Source organism: Sphingobium xanthum, from assembly GCF_019737615.1.
GTDB classification, from domain to species: Bacteria; Pseudomonadota; Alphaproteobacteria; order Sphingomonadales; family Sphingomonadaceae; genus Sphingobium; species Sphingobium xanthum.
Map to the genome: position 1 here is coordinate 48,449 of NZ_JAHKKS010000009.1, position 16,760 is coordinate 65,208.

Annotated in this window: 23 protein-coding genes; 7 read left to right on the plus strand and 16 right to left on the minus strand. The window is 64.4% G+C overall.

Features of this window, described 5'->3' with window-relative positions:
• Positions 1-11: 11 nt before the first annotated feature.
• The 4 genes from KM135_RS14550 to KM135_RS14565 form a co-directional block, all read right to left on the minus strand.
• A complete protein-coding gene (locus tag KM135_RS14550) occupies positions 12-1,001 on the minus strand; it encodes a hydroxyquinol 1,2-dioxygenase (protein ID WP_221714755.1) in 990 nt (329 codons plus the stop codon).
• Between the two features lie 11 nt (positions 1,002-1,012).
• Positions 1,013-1,504, minus strand: a complete 492-nt coding sequence (locus KM135_RS14555; RefSeq protein ID WP_221714756.1) for a cupin domain-containing protein — start codon at positions 1,502-1,504, stop codon at positions 1,013-1,015.
• Between the two features lie 194 nt (positions 1,505-1,698).
• Positions 1,699-2,955, minus strand: a complete 1,257-nt coding sequence (locus tag KM135_RS14560) for a gallate dioxygenase (protein WP_221714757.1) — start codon at positions 2,953-2,955, stop codon at positions 1,699-1,701.
• A 136-nt stretch (positions 2,956-3,091) separates the two neighbouring features.
• Positions 3,092-3,709, minus strand: coding sequence for an SOS response-associated peptidase family protein (locus tag KM135_RS14565; protein WP_221714758.1), 618 nt, complete (start codon positions 3,707-3,709; stop codon positions 3,092-3,094).
• A gap of 89 nt (positions 3,710-3,798) precedes the next feature.
• Here KM135_RS14565 and KM135_RS14570 point away from each other — a divergent pair, with 89 nt between their 5' ends.
• Positions 3,799-4,305, plus strand: a complete 507-nt coding sequence (locus KM135_RS14570; protein WP_221714759.1) for a hypothetical protein — start codon at positions 3,799-3,801, stop codon at positions 4,303-4,305.
• A complete protein-coding gene (locus KM135_RS14575) occupies positions 4,302-4,739 on the plus strand; it encodes a cupin domain-containing protein (RefSeq protein WP_221714760.1) in 438 nt (145 codons plus the stop codon). The genes KM135_RS14570 and KM135_RS14575 overlap by 4 nt, the downstream gene beginning before the upstream one ends.
• An 8-nt stretch (positions 4,740-4,747) precedes the next feature.
• On the opposite strand, the gene KM135_RS14580 is transcribed toward KM135_RS14575, so the two are convergent.
• The 4 genes from KM135_RS14580 to KM135_RS14595 all read right to left on the minus strand — a co-directional run bounded on the left by KM135_RS14580 (position 4,748) and on the right by KM135_RS14595 (position 9,330).
• Positions 4,748-6,040 (minus strand): DUF481 domain-containing protein, encoded by a 1,293-nt coding sequence (locus KM135_RS14580; protein ID WP_221714761.1) that lies wholly within the window; start codon positions 6,038-6,040, stop codon positions 4,748-4,750.
• A 179-nt stretch (positions 6,041-6,219) separates the two neighbouring features.
• Positions 6,220-6,789, minus strand: a complete 570-nt coding sequence (locus KM135_RS14585; protein ID WP_221714762.1) for a 2'-5' RNA ligase family protein — start codon at positions 6,787-6,789, stop codon at positions 6,220-6,222.
• A gap of 98 nt (positions 6,790-6,887) precedes the next feature.
• Positions 6,888-7,694, minus strand: a complete 807-nt coding sequence (locus tag KM135_RS14590) for a DODA-type extradiol aromatic ring-opening family dioxygenase (protein WP_221714763.1) — start codon at positions 7,692-7,694, stop codon at positions 6,888-6,890.
• A gap of 49 nt (positions 7,695-7,743) precedes the next feature.
• Positions 7,744-9,330 (minus strand): DUF1570 domain-containing protein, encoded by a 1,587-nt coding sequence (locus tag KM135_RS14595; protein WP_221714764.1) that lies wholly within the window; start codon positions 9,328-9,330, stop codon positions 7,744-7,746.
• Positions 9,331-9,535: 205 nt separating this feature from the next.
• On the opposite strand from KM135_RS14595, the gene KM135_RS14600 reads away from it, so the two are divergent.
• Positions 9,536-9,994: a pyridoxamine 5'-phosphate oxidase family protein gene (locus KM135_RS14600; protein WP_221714765.1), complete on the plus strand. Its 459-nt coding sequence runs from the start codon at positions 9,536-9,538 to the stop codon at positions 9,992-9,994.
• Here KM135_RS14600 and KM135_RS14605 read toward each other — a convergent pair.
• The 8 genes from KM135_RS14605 to KM135_RS14640 all read right to left on the minus strand — a co-directional run bounded on the left by KM135_RS14605 (position 9,957) and on the right by KM135_RS14640 (position 14,294).
• Positions 9,957-10,202: an anthrone oxygenase family protein gene (locus KM135_RS14605; protein WP_221714766.1), complete on the minus strand. Its 246-nt coding sequence runs from the start codon at positions 10,200-10,202 to the stop codon at positions 9,957-9,959. The genes KM135_RS14600 and KM135_RS14605 overlap by 38 nt on opposite strands.
• Before the next feature lie 39 nt (positions 10,203-10,241).
• Entirely contained in the window at positions 10,242-10,721 is a 480-nt protein-coding gene (locus tag KM135_RS14610; protein ID WP_246606150.1) for a COG3650 family protein, read from the minus strand.
• Positions 10,722-10,820: 99 nt separating this feature from the next.
• Positions 10,821-11,042, minus strand: a complete 222-nt coding sequence (locus KM135_RS14615; protein ID WP_221714767.1) for a hypothetical protein — start codon at positions 11,040-11,042, stop codon at positions 10,821-10,823.
• Positions 11,043-11,143: 101 nt separating this feature from the next.
• Positions 11,144-11,713, minus strand: a complete 570-nt coding sequence (locus KM135_RS14620; protein ID WP_221714768.1) for a hypothetical protein — start codon at positions 11,711-11,713, stop codon at positions 11,144-11,146.
• A gap of 79 nt (positions 11,714-11,792) precedes the next feature.
• Positions 11,793-12,203 carry an NAD(+)--rifampin ADP-ribosyltransferase gene (arr, locus tag KM135_RS14625; RefSeq protein ID WP_221714769.1) on the minus strand — a complete coding sequence of 137 codons (411 nt, stop codon included), beginning with the start codon at positions 12,201-12,203 and terminating at the stop codon, positions 11,793-11,795.
• A gap of 31 nt (positions 12,204-12,234) precedes the next feature.
• Positions 12,235-12,621 carry a DUF4440 domain-containing protein gene (locus tag KM135_RS14630; protein WP_343228204.1) on the minus strand — a complete coding sequence of 129 codons (387 nt, stop codon included), beginning with the start codon at positions 12,619-12,621 and terminating at the stop codon, positions 12,235-12,237.
• On the minus strand, positions 12,618-13,241 hold the full coding sequence (locus KM135_RS14635; protein WP_221714771.1) for a hypothetical protein: 624 nt from the start codon (positions 13,239-13,241) through the stop codon (positions 12,618-12,620). The genes KM135_RS14630 and KM135_RS14635 overlap by 4 nt, the downstream gene beginning before the upstream one ends.
• 159 nt (positions 13,242-13,400) lie before the next feature.
• On the minus strand, positions 13,401-14,294 hold the full coding sequence (locus KM135_RS14640; RefSeq protein WP_221714772.1) for a hypothetical protein: 894 nt from the start codon (positions 14,292-14,294) through the stop codon (positions 13,401-13,403).
• Positions 14,295-14,524: 230 nt separating this feature from the next.
• Here KM135_RS14640 and KM135_RS14645 point away from each other — a divergent pair, with 230 nt between their 5' ends.
• The 4 genes from KM135_RS14645 to KM135_RS14660 all read left to right on the plus strand — a co-directional run bounded on the left by KM135_RS14645 (position 14,525) and on the right by KM135_RS14660 (position 16,740).
• Positions 14,525-15,604 (plus strand): Fic family protein, encoded by a 1,080-nt coding sequence (locus KM135_RS14645; protein ID WP_221714773.1) that lies wholly within the window; start codon positions 14,525-14,527, stop codon positions 15,602-15,604.
• A gap of 49 nt (positions 15,605-15,653) precedes the next feature.
• Positions 15,654-15,914 carry a type II toxin-antitoxin system Phd/YefM family antitoxin gene (locus tag KM135_RS14650; protein ID WP_221714774.1) on the plus strand — a complete coding sequence of 87 codons (261 nt, stop codon included), beginning with the start codon at positions 15,654-15,656 and terminating at the stop codon, positions 15,912-15,914.
• A gap of 2 nt (positions 15,915-15,916) precedes the next feature.
• Complete coding sequence (locus KM135_RS14655) at positions 15,917-16,183, plus strand: Txe/YoeB family addiction module toxin (RefSeq protein WP_221714775.1); 267 nt, start codon at positions 15,917-15,919, stop codon at positions 16,181-16,183.
• A gap of 218 nt (positions 16,184-16,401) precedes the next feature.
• Entirely contained in the window at positions 16,402-16,740 is a 339-nt protein-coding gene (locus tag KM135_RS14660) for a helix-turn-helix domain-containing protein (RefSeq protein ID WP_221714776.1), read from the plus strand.
• The last annotated feature ends 20 nt before the right edge of the window (positions 16,741-16,760 follow it).

Below are 16,760 nucleotides of genomic sequence, written 5' to 3' on the forward strand. Positions count from 1 at the left end.
GGGGCAAACCTTCAGCTGAAATCGACCGGATAGGGCTTGAGCTCGCCCGAGGCATAGCGGGTTTCGAGGCCCGGCGTGCCGTTTTCCATCACCATCAGCATCGCGCGCTTGGGCGCGAAGCCCTGATGGCGGATGTCGGCCGGCATGGCGCAGACGTCGCCCGCCTTCATGACCACGCGGCCGCGCGGGGCGCCGGTGTTCTTGTCGGCGATGTTCCAGTGAATCTCGTCGCTGAGCTGGATGAACCACTCGTTGCGGTCATTGCCGTGGATCACCGGGAGCATATGTTCCTCGGAGGTCACGCAGCAGATATTGGCGCGAGTGACGGCGCTGATCGACGGGTTCCAGGTGACGTCCGATCGGGCGATATGATCGAAGAGATTGATCGCGTGGAGCTGTCCCTCGAAGCCCGGTTCGCACTCGATCTCCGGCGCGTCGAACGCCATGTCCGCGAAGGCGCGGTTGATCGGGTGGCCGGTCGCGTCCGAGCGCACGGCCTTGTCATCCTCCAGGCCAAGCATGCGATCGGCGGCGATGAAGGCGCGCAGCAGCGGATCGGTGCGCTCCTTGCCCTTCGGGCCGATTGGCGATCCGGTTTCGAGCGGCGCGTTGAGCGGGTCATAGCCCTCGCTGATCCAGTCGCGCGAGATCGTCTCGAAGGCATGCGCGACCGTCTCGGCCGGGAAAGTTTCGAGCAGGTCGATGCCCGCATCCTTGCAGCCCCGGTCATAGGAGCCGGCGAAGATGTCCACCGTGCCGTAATGATTGGTGGTGCCGAAGATGTCGTCGAAGAAGATCCAGCCGTAGAAGAAGCCCCAGCCGATGTCGCGCACCATGGCGCGCAGGAAGCGGTCGATCTCGATGATCTGGCTGCCCTTGGGCCAGCTCACATGCGCGAAATATTCGTCGCGGCGGAACGTGAAGCTGCCGAGTCGGAAGCTCGCATAGCCGGTGTCGGGATCCGTACCGAGTTTCTCGATGCCCTTGTCCAATACGTCCATCGATCCCTCCCTCAGGCCAACGTGCAGATGTCGGACCAGCGCTTGACCGTCACCGGTCCATCGACGGTCTGGATAAGCGCCACGGCGGGCTTGGCCGAGACAAGCTGATAGGCAGCCCCCTCGGGCAGCAGCACCTGATGGCCACGCCGGGCAGTGACCTTGCCCATGACCGCGCCATTGGGCTTGGCGCCGAGCTGGGCCGCGCCGCCCTCATGGCCGGGCTTCTGGCCGTCCTCCAGCTTGACGAAATGGAAGACGACCTCGCCGTCCATCACCGTCGCGAACTCGTCATGCGGCGCCGCGAACCAGGGCGAGTCTCCCTCGACCCGCATCACTTCGGCCACATAATCGAGATTCTGCACGACCGCGACGCGCTCGAACGGCGCCGCCGCGCCCGCCACTTCGAAAATGTTGGAAAACGCATATTTGCGCAGGTCGTCGTCGAGCTCGATCACGCCCTTCTCATAGGAATCGAGCGCGCCGACATGCGTGCGATAGGCCATCGCGATCCTCTCTCTCCAAGATCCGCCGGCCTTTGCCGTGCGCGCGAATGGTGCGCTCTGCTTTGGAGAAAGTCAAAATGGCATTTCGGTCGTGGAGCGCGTTGCCGGCCGCATCAGCACAAACGAAAACAGGCGGGACGGGGCCTGAACCCCGTCCCGCCTGCTGCTGTCACGACTCTCTCTCCTCGTCGCGACTACTTCTTGCCGGCCACCGAATAGGTGATCGCCGCATTGCGAGTCTTCTGGAAATCGGGAACCGACAAGCCCTTGAAGGCGGCGTAGACGTCGATATTCCCGATGCCGAGCACGGCGGCCATCTTCTCGAGCATGAAGAAGATGACGCCATAGTGGATCATGCCGATCCAGTTCTTGCTGCGGATCAGCTCCTTCTCCTCGTCGGTGAGGTCGCTGTCCGCGAACAGGCCTTCCTGATCCTCGACGAAGCGCGCGCGGAACGCCGGCTCGATGAGATTGTGCAGGAAGTGGTTGATCCGGAACGCTTTCACCGCGCGGTCGATCGTGAAGGGGTACGTGCCGGCCAGTTCCTCGGCGCCCTTGAGCTCGCGCACCGAGCGCTCGCGCAGGGCCTCGTCGCTTTCGGCCGGCGGCGTGGCATCGCCCTGATCCTCGAACAGCATCGTTGCGATGGCGGTCATCGAGGGCAGGAAATAGCTCTGGTGCAGCTTGTTGACCTTGGGGCTGAGCGCGCCGCGCATCAGCAGCCACATGACGACTTCCGCGCCTTCCCAGCCGCCGAGCTTGGCCAGCTCGACCACGGTCTTGTCGGTCAGCGATTCCGGATCGTTGGTGAGCAACTCCATGAACTGCTCGTCCCATTCGGGATTGTTGAAGCCGCAGCCTTCGCCATGGACCTGGTGCGAGAGGCCACCGGTGCCGGCGATCACCACCTTGATGTCCTTGGGATAGGATTGGATCGCGCGGCGCAGCGACTTGCCGAAGTCCCAGAAGCGCTTGGCCTTGGGGATGGGCTGCTGGAGCACGCCGCACTGGAGCGGCACGATCTTCACCGGCCAGCCCGCCTCATGCTCGAACAGCACCGAGAGCGGCGAGAAGGCGCCATGATCGAGGCCCATGCCCTGCCAATAGGCAAGGTCGAACTCGTCGGCGACGAGGCAGTTTGCGATATGCTGGGCCAGCTCCGGGTCGCCCTTGATCGCGGGCAGATCGCGCTGGCCGCCGCCTTCGTCCGCCGGCTCATATTCCTCGCCGACGCCGAGCGCGAAGTGGGAATAATGCGTGAAGAAGGAGGTCATATGGTCGTTGTAGACGTAGAAGATCACGTCCGGCTTCTCGCGCGCCAGCCATTCCTTGACCGGCTCGAACCCCCTGAAAATCGGCGCCCAGACCGGATCGTCGAACTTCTTCGCGTCATGCGCGAAAGCGATGGTGGGAGTATGCGAGACGGCGAAACCGCCGATGATCTTTGCCATATGTGCCTCTCCGTAGCGGGCGCGCCGGGCTTCCCCGTGCAGCGAGCGAGTCCAGACTGCCGTAAATTTGTATGCAACACAAACGGAAAAATTCCGGGATCGACCGTCCATCGGCTAAGCCGATCGGTCGGGACGGTCATTGATTCAGCGCAAAGCCGTTGCCGCCACCCACCTGCATGAGCTGCGACGGGAAGGGCGCAACGAGGCGCCGGGCGTCCTTCCAGTCGGCGCGCAGCCAGCGCCCATGATCCTCGGCATGGAGGATGACCGGCATGGTGCGCGGATTGGTCGCGGCGACGAGGCGATTGGGCTCGCAGGTCAGCAGCGCGAAGCTCTGCACCTCGCTGTCCCGCCAAAGGCCGGCGAGCGCGAAGATGGGCGAGGCGGCGAGCGAGAAGTGGCGCGCGACGCGCTTGCCCGTGCGCGGATCGCTCTGCTGCGGCCAGAGCTGGAAGGAGGTGACCGGCACGAGGCAGCGGAACTGCGTGTGGCGCAGATTGCCGATCCAGAACGGGCTCTCGACATTGCGGACATGCGCGACCGGCGCGCCACCGGCCAGCGCGGCGCCGGGCGGTGGTGGCACGCCCCAGAGCCGCGGCACCAGCCGCCGCCCGCCGTCGCGTCCGGTGACAACGACCGGCGCGAACTTGCCCGGCGTCGCATAGCCGCCGTCCCACGGGTCGCGCCCTGGATCGGCGCCGAACGCCTGCGCGATCTGCGCGGCCGTCGCGTCGAGACGATAGAGCTGGGTCATGGGACATCCGCTAGCACGGCGGGCGCGTCCACGAAGCCGAAATGGTGCTGCGGCTTGATTGGTGCTGCGCTTGCCCCTAGCCATGCGGTATGGCGCGGCTTCGCTCCCTTCGCTCGATGCGCACGCGCTTGCGCGCTTTCCAGACTATGCGCGGCACGCCCGCCGATCCGGATTTCATCGCAGATCTGGAATTTCTCGAAAATCGCGATCTCGACCTTTCAGTCAGGCTGGGCGCCCTGCTCGCCTTCAATGCATTGATGGCGACGATCGGTACGCATCCTGTCTCGGCCTCGCCCGGCGCGCCGCTGAGCCTCGACGCGGCCAGCCAGCCGGTCGAGGTGATTGTCAGCCTGATCGGCATTGTGCCCTTCGTCATTTCGAGTGCGGCATGCCTCTGGGCGCTGTTGGTCGGCGAGGAAATCGATCCTGGCGAGCTCGACACAGCCGAGGCGCTGCGCCAGCGACTGTTCAGCGCATTCATCGCCTCGATAGACGTGCAGGAGCGGGCGCTGCGCCGCGCCGTGTTCGCCAGCTTTATCGGAGGGCTCATGACGATCGCGATCTGGGCATGGATCCTGGTGGAAAAGATTCCATGACCGACCCACAGGCCCGGGCGCTGATCGCGCGCCTTCAGCTCCAGCCGCATCCCGAAGGCGGCTGGTATCGTGAAACATGGCGAGCCGATTCGGTGCCGGGCGAGCGAGCGCAGGCGACGGCGATCCATTTCCTGCTGGAGCAGGGACAGGCATCGCACTGGCACACGGTCGATGCCGCCGAGATCTGGCTCTGGCATGCCGGCAGTTCGCTGCTGCTCTCCAGCGCACCGGGGGATGACGGGCCGGTCAGCGCGCTGCGGCTGGGCGGCGACGTTCTGGCCGGGGAGGCCCCGCAACATGTGATCCCGCCGTATCACTGGCAGGCGGCCGAAGCCGACCGGGGGTGGGCGCTGGTCTCCTGCATCGTCGCACCGGGTTTCGACTTTGCCGGCTTCGTGCTGGCCGCGGAAGGCTGGGCGCCCGGCAAGGCCTGAGCCGAGGCCTAGAAACTATAGACGATCGATGCGCGCGTTGCCGTGTCGGTGCTCTCGCGGCCGGGCAGCGGATCGGTCTCGCTCTGTATGTTGAAGGACAGCTTGCCGGAAATGACCTCCGAGAACTTGGCTGTGATCGCCGAGTTGGAGAAGAGGGTCGTACTGCCATCGCTGGTGACGACCGAAGCATCCTCGGAGAAAGTGACGCCGTCGCGCAGGGTCCAGCGATAGCTGAGCGAAGCGCGGGCGCCGAACTCGTTCTCGCTGCGCCCGCTCGTATAGAGCGTCTGGCGCAGGGCAGGGCCGCCGTCGATGTCCAGCGTCATGCCGGGGCGACTGATGGCGCGATAGCCGATACCGACGGATTCGGTGAAGCGGCGCGCAAAGCCCGCGAACTTGTCGCGTTCCCAGCCGAGCAGCGTAGAGACGTAAAGCCCTTCGCCGAGCAGATAGTTGAGACCGTGATTGAGCGCATAGCGCTCGCGGCTGAGCTTGCCGGACGTCTGCTGATAATCGACCACTGCCGCAAAATTATGCCGCGCGTTGAGGCCTTCCTTGCGAAGCTTGAGGCCGACGAGCGCGCTCACCTGATCGGTGTTGCCGGTGGTGACGCCAATGCCTGCCTCGCCCTGGCCGCTCCATCCATCGAAGGCGCCGAGCGCGGCGAGTCGGGCGCGCTCGGCTTCGCGGGCACGGGCCGCAGCCTCGCTTTGCTTGGTCTGGATCTCGCCCATCAGCTTCGCACCCAACTCCTCGATCGCCTTCTCCTCTCGAGGATGGTTCGATTTGGCGACCTTGACCACGGAGGCGAGCGTGGTCGCATCGCCGATGCGGCCGGCCTCGCGGATCATCGCTTCCGCTTCGGGCGAGATCGGTGGCGGGGGTGCCGCGGCGGCGAGCAGGACAGCGCCGAGTTCGTCGATGGCTGCGGCGTCCTGCGGATTGGTCGTTCTAGCAAGCGCGAGCACGGCTTTCAGCATCTGTGCGTCACCGTCTCGCGCTGCCTCGCGAATCATGGCCTCGACAGGCGGTGCGATCCGCGGTGGCGGAGGGACGATGGCCGGCGCGGTGCCGGCCATCATCTGCTCGCCAAGCTTGCCGATCTCCTCGGCCTGATCGGGGTACAACGACTTGGCGACTTCCGTGACGGCGGCCACGGTGCGCGCATTGCCGATCCGCGCTGCCTCGCGGATCATCACTTCGACATTGGGCGGGACCTGAGCGTGCGCAGCCGTAGCGGAGGCCAAGGTAGCCACCACCGCAACCGGGAACACCATCAGGGATCGGACGGATCGGGTCATGCATGTCCCTCCGCTGTCTCGCAGGCTGTCGTCATATCCCGGGTTTTTGATCAGCAAGCCACTGCCTGTCCACCCCGGAAGCGCCTGCCGGGCGACATTTCGTATGATGAATTGGGCAGGCAGCCAAAAAAGCTCCGATAGCGGGACCGCGTATCACGCCGGAGCGCCTATGGACGACCTCAGAGCAGCCTGCCCTGTGGGTCTTCGAGCGCTTGCAGCGGCCAGCGGCCGATCGTCTCGTGCCGATGCAGGCCGACATAGCTGTGAACGAGATGGAACTCCTTCACTTGCCATTGAAAGCCTTCGATCACCCGTTCTTCGGCCGTTTCAGCCTTGCGATAGCAGAGCGTCTCGTGCGGGTTGAAGCGCCAGCCGCCGCGCATCGCCAGCCCTTCGGCCGCCATGGCACGGGCAATGCCCGACTGGAGCGCGTGCAAGGGCCGAACGACATGGCTCGGCCGCAGAACGATCGTGCCATAGCCGATCGACATGCGATCGAGCACGAGATCGAATGGCGCGGCGCTCACTGCCGCCCCGACACGCAGCAGTCGTTCGACGATGGCGCCCGGAATGGTCGGCATGTCCTCGGTCAGGCCGAGCGTCACATGATGGCGCTCCGGTCGTAGCAAGCCACGCGCCCCCAGCGCCGCTTCGGCAAAGGCATGGGTACGGCGGGCAGTGATATCGTCCGGCTTCAGCGCGAAGAAGAAGCGGTGGACGACGGGATGCGGCAGGGCGGCAGCAGACATGGGAATCTCCGACTCGGGATTTGTTCCTATTATGTTCTCATCATCGGAGTGAGTCGAGTCGGGCATGACACCTGCGCCTGTCAGCTTGCTTGCGCCGATCAGGCGAAGCTGTAGCCCGAGATAGCGCTGCCCATCACCAGCTCATTATAGTCATGACGCCCCGGCGAGGCGGAGGCGCCGGCCGCGACCATCAGCGGGATGAGATGATCTTCCTGTGGATGGCAGATGCGTGCGGCTGGCGCTTCGGCCCAACGCGCGAGCAGATCGGCCCGCTTGGCGGCATCGGCCTGCGCGGCCTGCGTCAGCCACTGGTCGAACAGGCGTGAGGGCGCCTCGGCGCGCGGATCGCGGAAGGCGCGCAGATTGTGGAAGCTCATGCCGGAGCCGATGATGAGCACACCTTCATCGCGCAGCGGCGCGATCGCTTCGCCGGCGCGGACATGCAGCGCGGGATCGTAACCTGCCTCGATCGACATCTGTACCAGCGGAATGTCGGCGTCCGGGAAAGCGACCTTCATGGGTACGAATACGCCATGATCGAGTCCGCGCTCGGGATCAATACCGGCAGGGAGGCCCGCGCCGCGCAGCAGTTCCGCCGCGCGCTCGGCCAGCCAAGGCGCGCCGGGCGCAGGATAGGTCAACTCATAGGTGTGCGGCGGGAAGTTATAATAGTCGTAGATGAGGCCGGGGCGCTCATGGCCCGTAAAGCCGAAGCCGCCGCGCGTTTCCCAATGGCCGGAAATGATGAGCAACGCCCTGGGGCGCTCAGGCAACCGATCGACCAGCGTGCGCAGATACTGCTCCATGCCGGTCCAGACGCCGTCAGGATCCGGCATGAAGAAGCATGGGCCGCCGCCATGCGGGATGAAGAGGCTGGGCTGGGTCGCTGTCTCGGTCGTGCTCATGATGCGCAAGATGGGGATGAAATGAGGACGGCGAAAGATGCCTTGCGCATCATTTGCCCCCATCCGCCTTTTCCTTGGCCTTGCCTTCGGGTTCTCCCTTTGGCTCGTCCTGGGCCGCCTCGATCTCGGCGGACAGTGCCGCGGGATCCAGCGAGTTCAGCGGTTCGCCCGATTTCACGCGATTAAGCAGCTTGCGCGCCATCTCGGCGCTCTGGCCGCCGTGCGGATTGTAAGCGAGCGGCGTCAGGTTCGCGATCGCCTTGTCGGCCTGCTTGTCGGAGATCGCCTGCCAGGCCCGCATGAAGCGCAGCCCGAGGTCAAAGGGGGCAAGCTCTACGGCGCGGTCCAGCGCCTTCACGGCCATCTCGCTTGGCCGTAACCCCTGTTTCCCGAACGCGAGATAATAATAAACGAGCGGCAGTGGATGGTCGTTCTCGATCTTGTTGAGTGCGAGGAACGGAGCGCGGGCAGCGCGATAGGCCTGTGCCTTGTCGGTCGCCGCTTCGGCCTTGCGGAACAGGGCGTAGCCCTTCTGCACGTAAGCATTGACCTGCCGGGGATCGAGCGCGAGTGCCGCATCGGCGGCGGCGATCGCCTGATCGTCGTTACCGGCGTCATGCTCGGCCTCTGCCAGCGCGGTGAGTACGCTCGCGTCCTGCGGATGGCGCGCTGCGATCGCCCGCGCTTCGGGCAGCAATTCGAGTGCCTGTTTCTTCGTAACGCCGCGCCGTGAGCGCACGCGGATCGGCATCATCTCGGCCTCTCCGGCGCTGAGCTCCCGCAACGCCACCGGCCCCGGTTGCAGCGCTGCCGGCGGCACGCGCCATGACATGATGGCCTTCTGACTGATATATTTGTCCAGATCCTTATCGAGCTTCGCGAGATCTCCGAAGGTCGACCGGGCCGCATCGCCCGAACTCTTCCCTTCCTGCATAGCTTTCAAATATTGAGCGAACTGGCCGGCCCGCTCCTTACTGAAAGTGAGGTAGTGGTAGAGCAGCCATGCCCGACCATAATAAGCGTCATAGCCACGCCGCTCCTGCTTCTCATACTGTTCGGGATCGAGCAAGTCGGTCGCCGAAACCTCGGCCGCATAGGCCAGTTCGTTCAGTCTGTGACCAGCCGGCATGCCGAGGCTGACGGCGCCGTCCTTCTCGAACTTGGCTGAGGCGAAGAACTCGGCTGAGCCCTCGACAAACCAGCGCGGCCAAGGGAAGAGCGCGGAGGAGAGCTGGAGATGGTGCGCATATTCGTGGAGCAGCGCGATCATCGAGAAGCTGGGAGTGGCCGATGTCGCATCGACGGACGGCACGATGGCAAGCGAGCCGCCGGCCCGTGGCAGATAAACAGCGTAGACGAACTGCGACCCGTCGCCGACGAGCTTGCGGACGGCGCGGTCGCTCCGGACGACAAAGACGGTTACACGGTTCGAGGGGCTCGGCACTGCATTGCCGGTGCGGAGCAGGAACGCCATGGCGCCGTGGAAGCGCTCGAGCTGCAGCGAGAACTGCTGGAGTTCGGACGGCGTGTCGTCGGCATAGATGACGAAGTGGTCGCTCGACGCCTCCATCCACTTGGCATGCGATGCGGATGGCATCGCCAGCACGGCAAGCAACGGCAGCAGCAGGCGCTTCATCAGATACTTGACCCCCCAGTCGTCTTCTGGACACCACGTTATGCAGGCTCCACCAGCCGTGCAAGCTGTTCGCGACGCGCACGCGATCCCTCCGTCAGGGCCGCCGTCATTCACGGCCGGTCGCAGCCCGCGCATCCATTGCTCTCCTCGCGCATTGCCTTGGCAAGACGATCGAGACCGATCGAGGCACAGCAGGAGATGCACCATGACCAAGACCCTTGCCGAACTTGCCAGGAAGATGCGCGAAATCGACTTTGCCATGCTCTCGACCCAGACGGACGGCGGCGCGATCGCCGCGCGGCCGATGAGCAACAATCGCGATGTCGAATATGATGGCGACAGCTGGTTCTTCGCCGATGACAGCACGCGCATGGTTGCCGATATCGAGCGATCGAGCGCGGTGAGCCTGACCTATCAGGGCTCGGCCGGGTTGCTCGGCATGCGGCCCCTGTTCATCGCCATCGAAGGCCAGGCGCAGCTCATTCGGGACCGCGCGCAGTTCGCGGCGCACTGGACCAAGGGATTGGAGCGCTGGTGGCCGCAGGGCATCGAGACGCCGGGCCTCGTCCTCATCCAGGTGACCGGCGAGCGCGCGCATTATTGGGAAGGCGAGGATGAGGGCGAGCTCATCCTGGAGGAATCAGCCCTGTCCGACATTCGATAGCATAGCGTCTCAGCCGCGCTCGATCAGGGCCAGCGCGAACAGCATCATGGCGGGGGTTGATCGCGTTCATCGCCGCTGTGCCGGCCGGGCGCTCAAGGGCGCCGAGCGCAGTCATGATGAAGCGCGAAAAGGCGAAATAGAGCCATGCAAGCAGTCCGCACGAGACCAGTCCGAACCAGAGGAGAGCGGTGACGATCGTGTCCGGCATGATGGCGGCTCCGGGGGGCGTGGTCGTGGCGCGTGGCCTTCAGGGCGTCTGCCGGCCGTTGAACGGATGTGCGTCGGACCAGGCGCAGCCGGTGCGCATCTCCTGGCCGCGCTGGAGGGTCGCGACGAAGGGATAGCTGCGGTCCGACATACCGTCGCTGCAGGTGCCCGGCGTGATCGCCATCGTGAAGACCGCGCCGCCGAGCGTGCCGCTGTAGGAAAAGCCGCCGCGCCCGTTGAAGCGGGCGACGGTGACGGTCTCGCCGTCCGGCTGTTCCGGGCTCTTGTAGATCATGCGGTCGCCTTTCACTTCACCGCCCCAGAAGGGCTCGGTGCCGGTGAAGCGCAGCGTGTCGCCCGGCGCGACGCCTTCATAGGGCCGCGTGTCCGAGCGGTCGCCGGGAATGGATGAGCCGTTCGTGCCGCCGGCATGGCAGGCGGCGATCAAGAGCGGCAGGAAAAGGGCGCCGCGCCGCGCAATATTCTTGCGAAGGTTCGGAAAGTTCGGGGGTCGGGGCATAAAATAAATGTCCTGCGCGTGAGTCGGCCTGCGGGCCGTGCGGTGTCACGCTCTGCCTGCCAAGAGGTCGCGCAGTAGGACAGCTGTTTTTTCCGGCCGTCAGTTGCCGTTGCGGCGATGATGGAAGAAGGCGAGCAGCAGGAGGACGGTGATGATGCCGATCGCGCCGCCGCCGATGCTGGTGATGGTGGAGATGGCTTCCTGTGGCGGGACGGTGAGCGAGGCGCCATCCTTCACCTGCATCACCAGCCAGCCGACGATGCACAGGATCAGCAGATCGAGCATGACCATGCCGATCAGTGCGCGTGTCGATTTCTTCATGATATGTCCCCCGGTGCCCGGCCAATCCCTTGAGCCTGCGGCGTGAGACTATCGCGCGGCGACCGGCAGGTAAATCGCTCGTGATGCTTTCGGCGCCCCGCTCAATCCGCGCGCAAGCGCCAGCGGCCATGCTCGATATGGCAGGTGCCGCCGTGACGGCTCTCGACCAGCGCAAACTCCTCGATGAACCAGGCGATCGGTTGCGCGAGCATGCGGCCGGGCCGGCCGTGGCTGCGATCGTCGAGCGTCATGTACGGGTCGAGTCGGTATCCGGGGAGCCACCGGTAATGCGATGAGAGCGCATCGAGGATCGCCAGCCGGAAATCCTGCGCCACGCAATTCTGGTTACCGCCACGGAGCGTCATCGTCTCGCCGCCCTCGACCCGATCGAACAGCAGGAGGAACGGCGCATAGCGCACGCGCGAGAGAATACGCTTCGTTGCCTCTATATCGCGATCGGTAATCCAGCTGCGATCGCCGACCGGCTGGATTGTGGTGTGGAGCAGCCCGGCGGGGCGATGCCTTGCACATTCGTCGAGGTTCCAGATGCCCGGCATGGCGTCCGGCGAGAGCTTGAGCATCAGAGAGAGCGGATTGCCGCGCGGCGCCCAGTCGATGGCGTTCCCTGTGGGCAGCGCGTCAAGGTCGATCTCAAAAAGCGGAAGCCGCATCGCTGAACTCCTTTTGTGTTCATGATATGTTCTTTCCGTATTTCTGTCAAGCCGGCCCTCCACGATGATCGCCGATCGGTCAGTCGATCGCCTCGATGCCCTGTTCCTTGAGCCGGGCGATATGGTCTTTCATCATGCTGAGCTGCTCCGGCGTGTGCCCTTGCCACTGCGCGACCTCGCCGGTGACGCGCAGTGGCGCCTGCGAGCGGTAGGATCTGGTCGGATTGCCGGGGAATTTCTTGTCGGTGAGATTGGGATCATCGACATAGTCGCCGGTCGGCTGAACGATGTAGATCCGCTCGCGCCCCTCTCCTGAAGCCAGCTCGGCGCCCCAGATGGCGGCCTCCAGCAGGGCGGAGAAATAGACCCAGGACGCCGCCTTTTGCTGGCCGTAATTGCTGTTGTAGCCGGCGGCGATGAGATCGCCCGGCGCCAGGTCGGAGCGGGTGCCGTGATAGAAGACGAGGGCGCCGTCAGCCGTGTCGGTCATGAGCCTGCTCCTTACCTCCCTACGCGAACGCTCAGCCGAGCGTGACGAAGATTTCCGCCTCGATCACCCACTCGCCCGCGACCTCGCGCCATTTGGCGGAATAGATGCCGGATGCGGCGAGCGCGCCGGTGGCAGCATCGCTGCCCTGCCATTCGCCCTGTTCGAGCGCGATCGGCTCGATCGGGGAGGCGGTGATGAGGCCGGGCGTGCGCGTGTAGATGAACCGGTCGGGCGTGGCGAACTCGCGCTGCCAGACTTTCACCTGGGCAGCGCGCCCGGCGATCACGGCGCTGTCCGTGCCCGTGACCATGACGCAATCGCGCGCGAGGATCGGCCCGATGGCTCGCGCGTCGCCATCGGCGATGGCGCGATTGAAGGCGGCGCGGCGCGTGCGGATGGCGAGTTCGACCGAGGTCACCGCCGCTTCCACGCGATATAGACCGCGAACAGGCAGCCGCCGCCGAAACCGAAGAACAAGAGGCTGGTGACCAGCCATTGCCCCCAGCGCCAGGCCAGTTCGCCAAAGCCCCAGACGAGGCCGATGCGGCGCGGCTGCTCGCCCGGCGCGGAGAGGATGCGGACGGCGGGGAGATGGCCGGTGCGGTTGGTGGCGAGCTGGCGCTCGATGCGGTTTGATCCCGCCATGCGCCTGCTGTGCGCGGAGACGGACTCGAGGGCGGCGGCGATGCTGCTATTATGGTCCGCCATTGCTTCTTCGAAGGTGCGGTTGGCTTTGGGCTTTTCGGGCGGCGGGGGCGGTTTCTCCTGCTCCTCCGCCAGATCGATGACGCAGCCATATTCGGTGATGCCGATGCCGCGGCTGGAATTCGAGCCGGAGCGCTCGCGCACGCAATCGACATGGTAGGCCTTGAGCTTGCCACCGTCCGTTCCGGCGCCGAAGGCCGCGCGCGTATCGGCGATGATGTCCCCGCCGCCGGGCAGGGCGAAGCGGGCGAAGGGGAAGCTGACGCAGAGCAGCCCGGCCGGGAGCAGCAGGATCAGCGCGACGATGCGGGCGAGGAGGATGCGGAGCGGCATCAGCGGGCCTTCCGCGCTGCTGGGTCGACCAAGTCCCGCATATCTCACGTCCCCCCATCGGTCAGATGGCGCAGTTTTGCATGATGTGGGCATCGGGCTCAATGGCGGCGGATGGGTCGCGCGGGCAAAGGTCACACCAGGGTCACACTATCAGCATTTCTATCGTCGGCGGCGGCAGCGGGGGCGGGAATTGGTTATGGGATCAATGTGATAGCACAGGTCCGCGAATTCCTCGTCAGTGACCCTCTCGCCCGCCTTGTATTTCTCCCAAGCCGCCGCGCCCCGCGCATCGCGCGCCGCCGCCTCCTCCTGCGCCGCTAGCCGGGCGTCGGTCTTCAGCGTGCGCTCCTCGCGCAGGAAGTGCGGCAGGATGCCATCGGCGGCTTGGGCAATCTCCAGCTCATGCGCGAGGGTTTCGGCATCCAGCAGCTGCTCGGGCGGTGCGGGCAAGGCAGGCTCCATCGCGCGCAGGCTCTCTTCCAGTGCGGGCATCTCGCGCGCGGGCGGCGCGGCCTCCGGCTGATGCCCGGCGGCGGACGCGGGGCCGGCCCCATAGCGATCGGGCTTCAAATGGCTCAGCAGATATTTGAGCAGGCGATTGTCGTGGACCAGCCGGGTGGCGATCACATTGCCCTCGCGGTCCAGCACTTCCTGCTCGGTGCCCTCGATCGCGCGCTCGAACGCGATGTCCTCAATGAGGCCGCCGGCATGATGGCGCGCCGCATCCCAGGCGCGGGCGAAGGCGGCGCCACGCCCGGCGCGGCGCAGGCGATAGGCGCTCTCCCGCGACATGCCGACCGCCTTCGCCGCGACATTGACGAGGCCGGTATCGGCCAGCGTCTCGATGAAGCGGCGCTGCTTCTCGTCCGTCCAGCCATCGGAGCGGGGGATGCGGCGGACGGGGACCCAGCGATAGTCGGCGGGATCATAGGGGATGGGCGGCGGCGGCGCGTCGTCATCCTCTTCGATGGCGGCGGGCAGCGGCGCGGGGGTTTCGGGATCGCGGGCGTCGGTGACGGGCGCGAGGGCCTGGCGGGGTGTGTGGTTGCTCATCCGACAGGGTGGGCCAGAGGAAATCCTATTTTGGAAGGGGCCTTTTTGAGGATTGGCCATGGCCTGCCACTTTGTACAATCATCGCAACTGAGCCACGCACTTTTCACGAAATCACCTTTTCGTTGAAAGTGGGGTGCGAACTTTGTAGTTCGATGCAATGGATAGAAATGGCTTTTCCGGGAATGCGACGGGTACGCTGATGCCAACGATCGGCGGGCGCAAGGCATTCGTGCCGGACGCACTGCCACCGAGAGCGCTCGCGCTGGATCGGTTTCTGCCGGAACTGACAAGAGCGACCCAAGCGGTCGGTGAACTGAAGGGCATCGGACGGGCAATCCCCAACCCGTTACTACTCGTCAGGCCATTGCAGCGGCGTGAAGCTGTTTCCTCCTCAAGCATGGAGGGCACCTATACGACGCTGACCGACCTGTTCCTGTTCGAAGCAGGTGCCGGCGAAGCCGCCACACGCGGCGATAATCGCGAAGTGCTGAACTATGTTCGTGCGCTAGAAGGCGCGATCGACGGGCTGGCGGCATTACCGATCTCAACGCGGTTGATCCGCGAGGCGCATCGCGTGTTACTGACGGGAGTGGCGCGCAATCGCGGCGCGGCTATCGAGGCGGGCGAACTGAAGCGCGACCAGAACTGGATAGGCGGAAGCGGACGGATCGACAGCGCACGCTTCATCCCCGCACCGCCGGATGAAACACCGCGCGCGCTCGACACGCTGATGGGATTTGTCAATCGCGAGGATCGGCCGGCGCCGCTGATCGATGCCGCACTTGCGCATTACCAGTTCGAGGCGATCCATCCCTTCGCCGATGGCAATGGCCGGGTTGGGCGAATGCTGATCACGCTTATGCTGATCGACAATGGCACTTTGCCGCAGCCTTTACTCTACATGAGCCCATATCTGGAGCGGCACAAGGACCGCTATATCGACCTGATGTATGCCGTGTCGCGCGACGGCGCGTGGGAAGAATGGATCGCCTTCTTCCTGGAAGCGGTCGCGGAGTCAGCGGCGGAGACGATCGCGGTGGTCGAGCGGCTGCAGGACCTTCAGCGTGCCTATCGCGAGCGCTTCCAGACGGCGCGTCGTTCCGCGCTGATGCTGCGGATCATCGACCTGGCGTTCGAGCGGCCGGTGCGTTCGATTACGGATTTCGCTGAGGCGCTGGGAGTGACCTATGGCGGCGCGATGAACAATATCAATGAGTTGATCGCGCATGGCGTGGCGGAGGAGGTGGGTGGAACCTATCCGAAGCTGATCCGGTTTCCGGGGGTTTTGGAGGCGTTGCAAGTGGGATAACAACGGGCGGCATGTTGACTTTGGACAGAACATTGTCCATATCGGCGCCATGCAGGCTGTCTCCTATTCCGAAGCGCGCGAAAATCTGAAGGCGATGATCGACAAGGTCGTCGCCGATCGCGCGCCGCTGGCCATTACGCGGCAGCGCGGAGAGGGCGCGGTGCTGATCTCAGCGAGCGAATGGGCGTCGATCGAGGAGACGCTGCATCTGCTTTCCTCGCCGAAAAATGCCGAGCGGCTGCTGGAGGCCGTACGCGGGCTGGAGGCCGGTGACGGCGAGGAACATGATCTGATCGAGGCCAAAGGCTGACGATGAAGCTCGTCTTCTGGCCGACCGCCTGGGAAGACTATCTTCATTGGCAGGCCGAGGATCGCAAGACGCTGGAGCGGATCAACACGCTGCTCAAGGAATGCACGCGCGATCCCTTTCGCGGCACTGGCAAGCCCGAGCCGCTCAGCGGCAATCTCTCAGGCTGGTGGTCGCGCCGGATCACCGGCGAGCATCGGCTGGTGTATCGGGTGAGCGGGAAGGGTGAGGCGCAGGCGCTGGAGGTGGCGCAGTGTCGGTACCATTATTGAAAGCGATACCATCGAATCGAGAAAATGATCATCGAGCCGGGTCATGCGGCGGACGGGCGCCCAGCGATAGTCGGCAGGGTCATAGGGGATGGGTGGCGGCGGGCTCGAGATTGGCTGCTAAGCTCAACGATCTGATCCAAAGGCATTCAAAAGCAAAACAAACCTGATTTAAAGTTTAAACTTGTATATTGCACTCTGGTGAATCAGAGGAGGTAACTATGAAAGAGCGTAACAGACTAGGCTACCGGATACGCAGCCAACGCGAAGCGCTTGGGGTATCGAAGTCCGAATTCTCTCGTCAGGTCGGTGTAACTCCAACCGCGGTTCATAATTGGGAAGAAAACGGAGTAGTTCCTCGCACTGACATGATGATTGAAATTGCTCGCGTACTGGGCGTTAATGCAAGTGATCTGACCGGACGTGAAACCGAAGAAGATTTCGAAGTCGATGGGCCAGCAGATATGGAACCTACGGCCGTTGTGGACGACTGCCGACGCCTTGTTGCAAAGGTCTATGGTGTAAATCTCAACCAAGTCGAGATCACGTTACGCTTATAAATTGATCATTGTTTTGGGGG

Excerpts from the sequence above, each read along its gene's own strand:
- KM135_RS14600 (WP_221714765.1), top strand. The coding sequence starts at position 9,536 with ATGACCAAGACCCTTGCCGAACTTGCCAGGAAGATGCGCGAAATCGAC.
- KM135_RS14655 (WP_221714775.1), top strand. The coding sequence starts at position 15,917 with ATGAAGCTCGTCTTCTGGCCGACCGCCTGGGAAGACTATCTTCATTGG.
- KM135_RS14620 (WP_221714768.1), bottom strand. The coding sequence starts at position 11,713 with ATGCGGCTTCCGCTTTTTGAGATCGACCTTGACGCGCTGCCCACAGGG.
- KM135_RS14555 (WP_221714756.1), bottom strand. The coding sequence starts at position 1,504 with ATGGCCTATCGCACGCATGTCGGCGCGCTCGATTCCTATGAGAAGGGC.
- KM135_RS14615 (WP_221714767.1), bottom strand. The coding sequence starts at position 11,042 with ATGAAGAAATCGACACGCGCACTGATCGGCATGGTCATGCTCGATCTG.
- KM135_RS14550 (WP_221714755.1), bottom strand. The coding sequence starts at position 1,001 with ATGGACGTATTGGACAAGGGCATCGAGAAACTCGGTACGGATCCCGAC.
- KM135_RS14640 (WP_221714772.1), bottom strand. The coding sequence starts at position 14,294 with ATGAGCAACCACACACCCCGCCAGGCCCTCGCGCCCGTCACCGACGCC.
- KM135_RS14585 (WP_221714762.1), bottom strand. The coding sequence starts at position 6,789 with ATGTCTGCTGCCGCCCTGCCGCATCCCGTCGTCCACCGCTTCTTCTTC.
- KM135_RS14570 (WP_221714759.1), top strand. The coding sequence starts at position 3,799 with ATGGCGCGGCTTCGCTCCCTTCGCTCGATGCGCACGCGCTTGCGCGCT.
- KM135_RS14575 (WP_221714760.1), top strand. The coding sequence starts at position 4,302 with ATGACCGACCCACAGGCCCGGGCGCTGATCGCGCGCCTTCAGCTCCAG.
- KM135_RS14660 (WP_221714776.1), top strand. The coding sequence starts at position 16,402 with ATGAAAGAGCGTAACAGACTAGGCTACCGGATACGCAGCCAACGCGAA.
- KM135_RS14580 (WP_221714761.1), bottom strand. The coding sequence starts at position 6,040 with ATGACCCGATCCGTCCGATCCCTGATGGTGTTCCCGGTTGCGGTGGTG.
- KM135_RS14560 (WP_221714757.1), bottom strand. The coding sequence starts at position 2,955 with ATGGCAAAGATCATCGGCGGTTTCGCCGTCTCGCATACTCCCACCATC.
- KM135_RS14595 (WP_221714764.1), bottom strand. The coding sequence starts at position 9,330 with ATGAAGCGCCTGCTGCTGCCGTTGCTTGCCGTGCTGGCGATGCCATCC.
- KM135_RS14650 (WP_221714774.1), top strand. The coding sequence starts at position 15,654 with ATGCAGGCTGTCTCCTATTCCGAAGCGCGCGAAAATCTGAAGGCGATG.
- KM135_RS14605 (WP_221714766.1), bottom strand. The coding sequence starts at position 10,202 with ATGCCGGACACGATCGTCACCGCTCTCCTCTGGTTCGGACTGGTCTCG.
- arr (WP_221714769.1), bottom strand. The coding sequence starts at position 12,203 with ATGACCGACACGGCTGACGGCGCCCTCGTCTTCTATCACGGCACCCGC.
- KM135_RS14610 (WP_246606150.1), bottom strand. The coding sequence starts at position 10,721 with ATGCCCCGACCCCCGAACTTTCCGAACCTTCGCAAGAATATTGCGCGG.
- KM135_RS14565 (WP_221714758.1), bottom strand. The coding sequence starts at position 3,709 with ATGACCCAGCTCTATCGTCTCGACGCGACGGCCGCGCAGATCGCGCAG.
- KM135_RS14635 (WP_221714771.1), bottom strand. The coding sequence starts at position 13,241 with ATGCCGCTCCGCATCCTCCTCGCCCGCATCGTCGCGCTGATCCTGCTG.
- KM135_RS14590 (WP_221714763.1), bottom strand. The coding sequence starts at position 7,694 with ATGAGCACGACCGAGACAGCGACCCAGCCCAGCCTCTTCATCCCGCAT.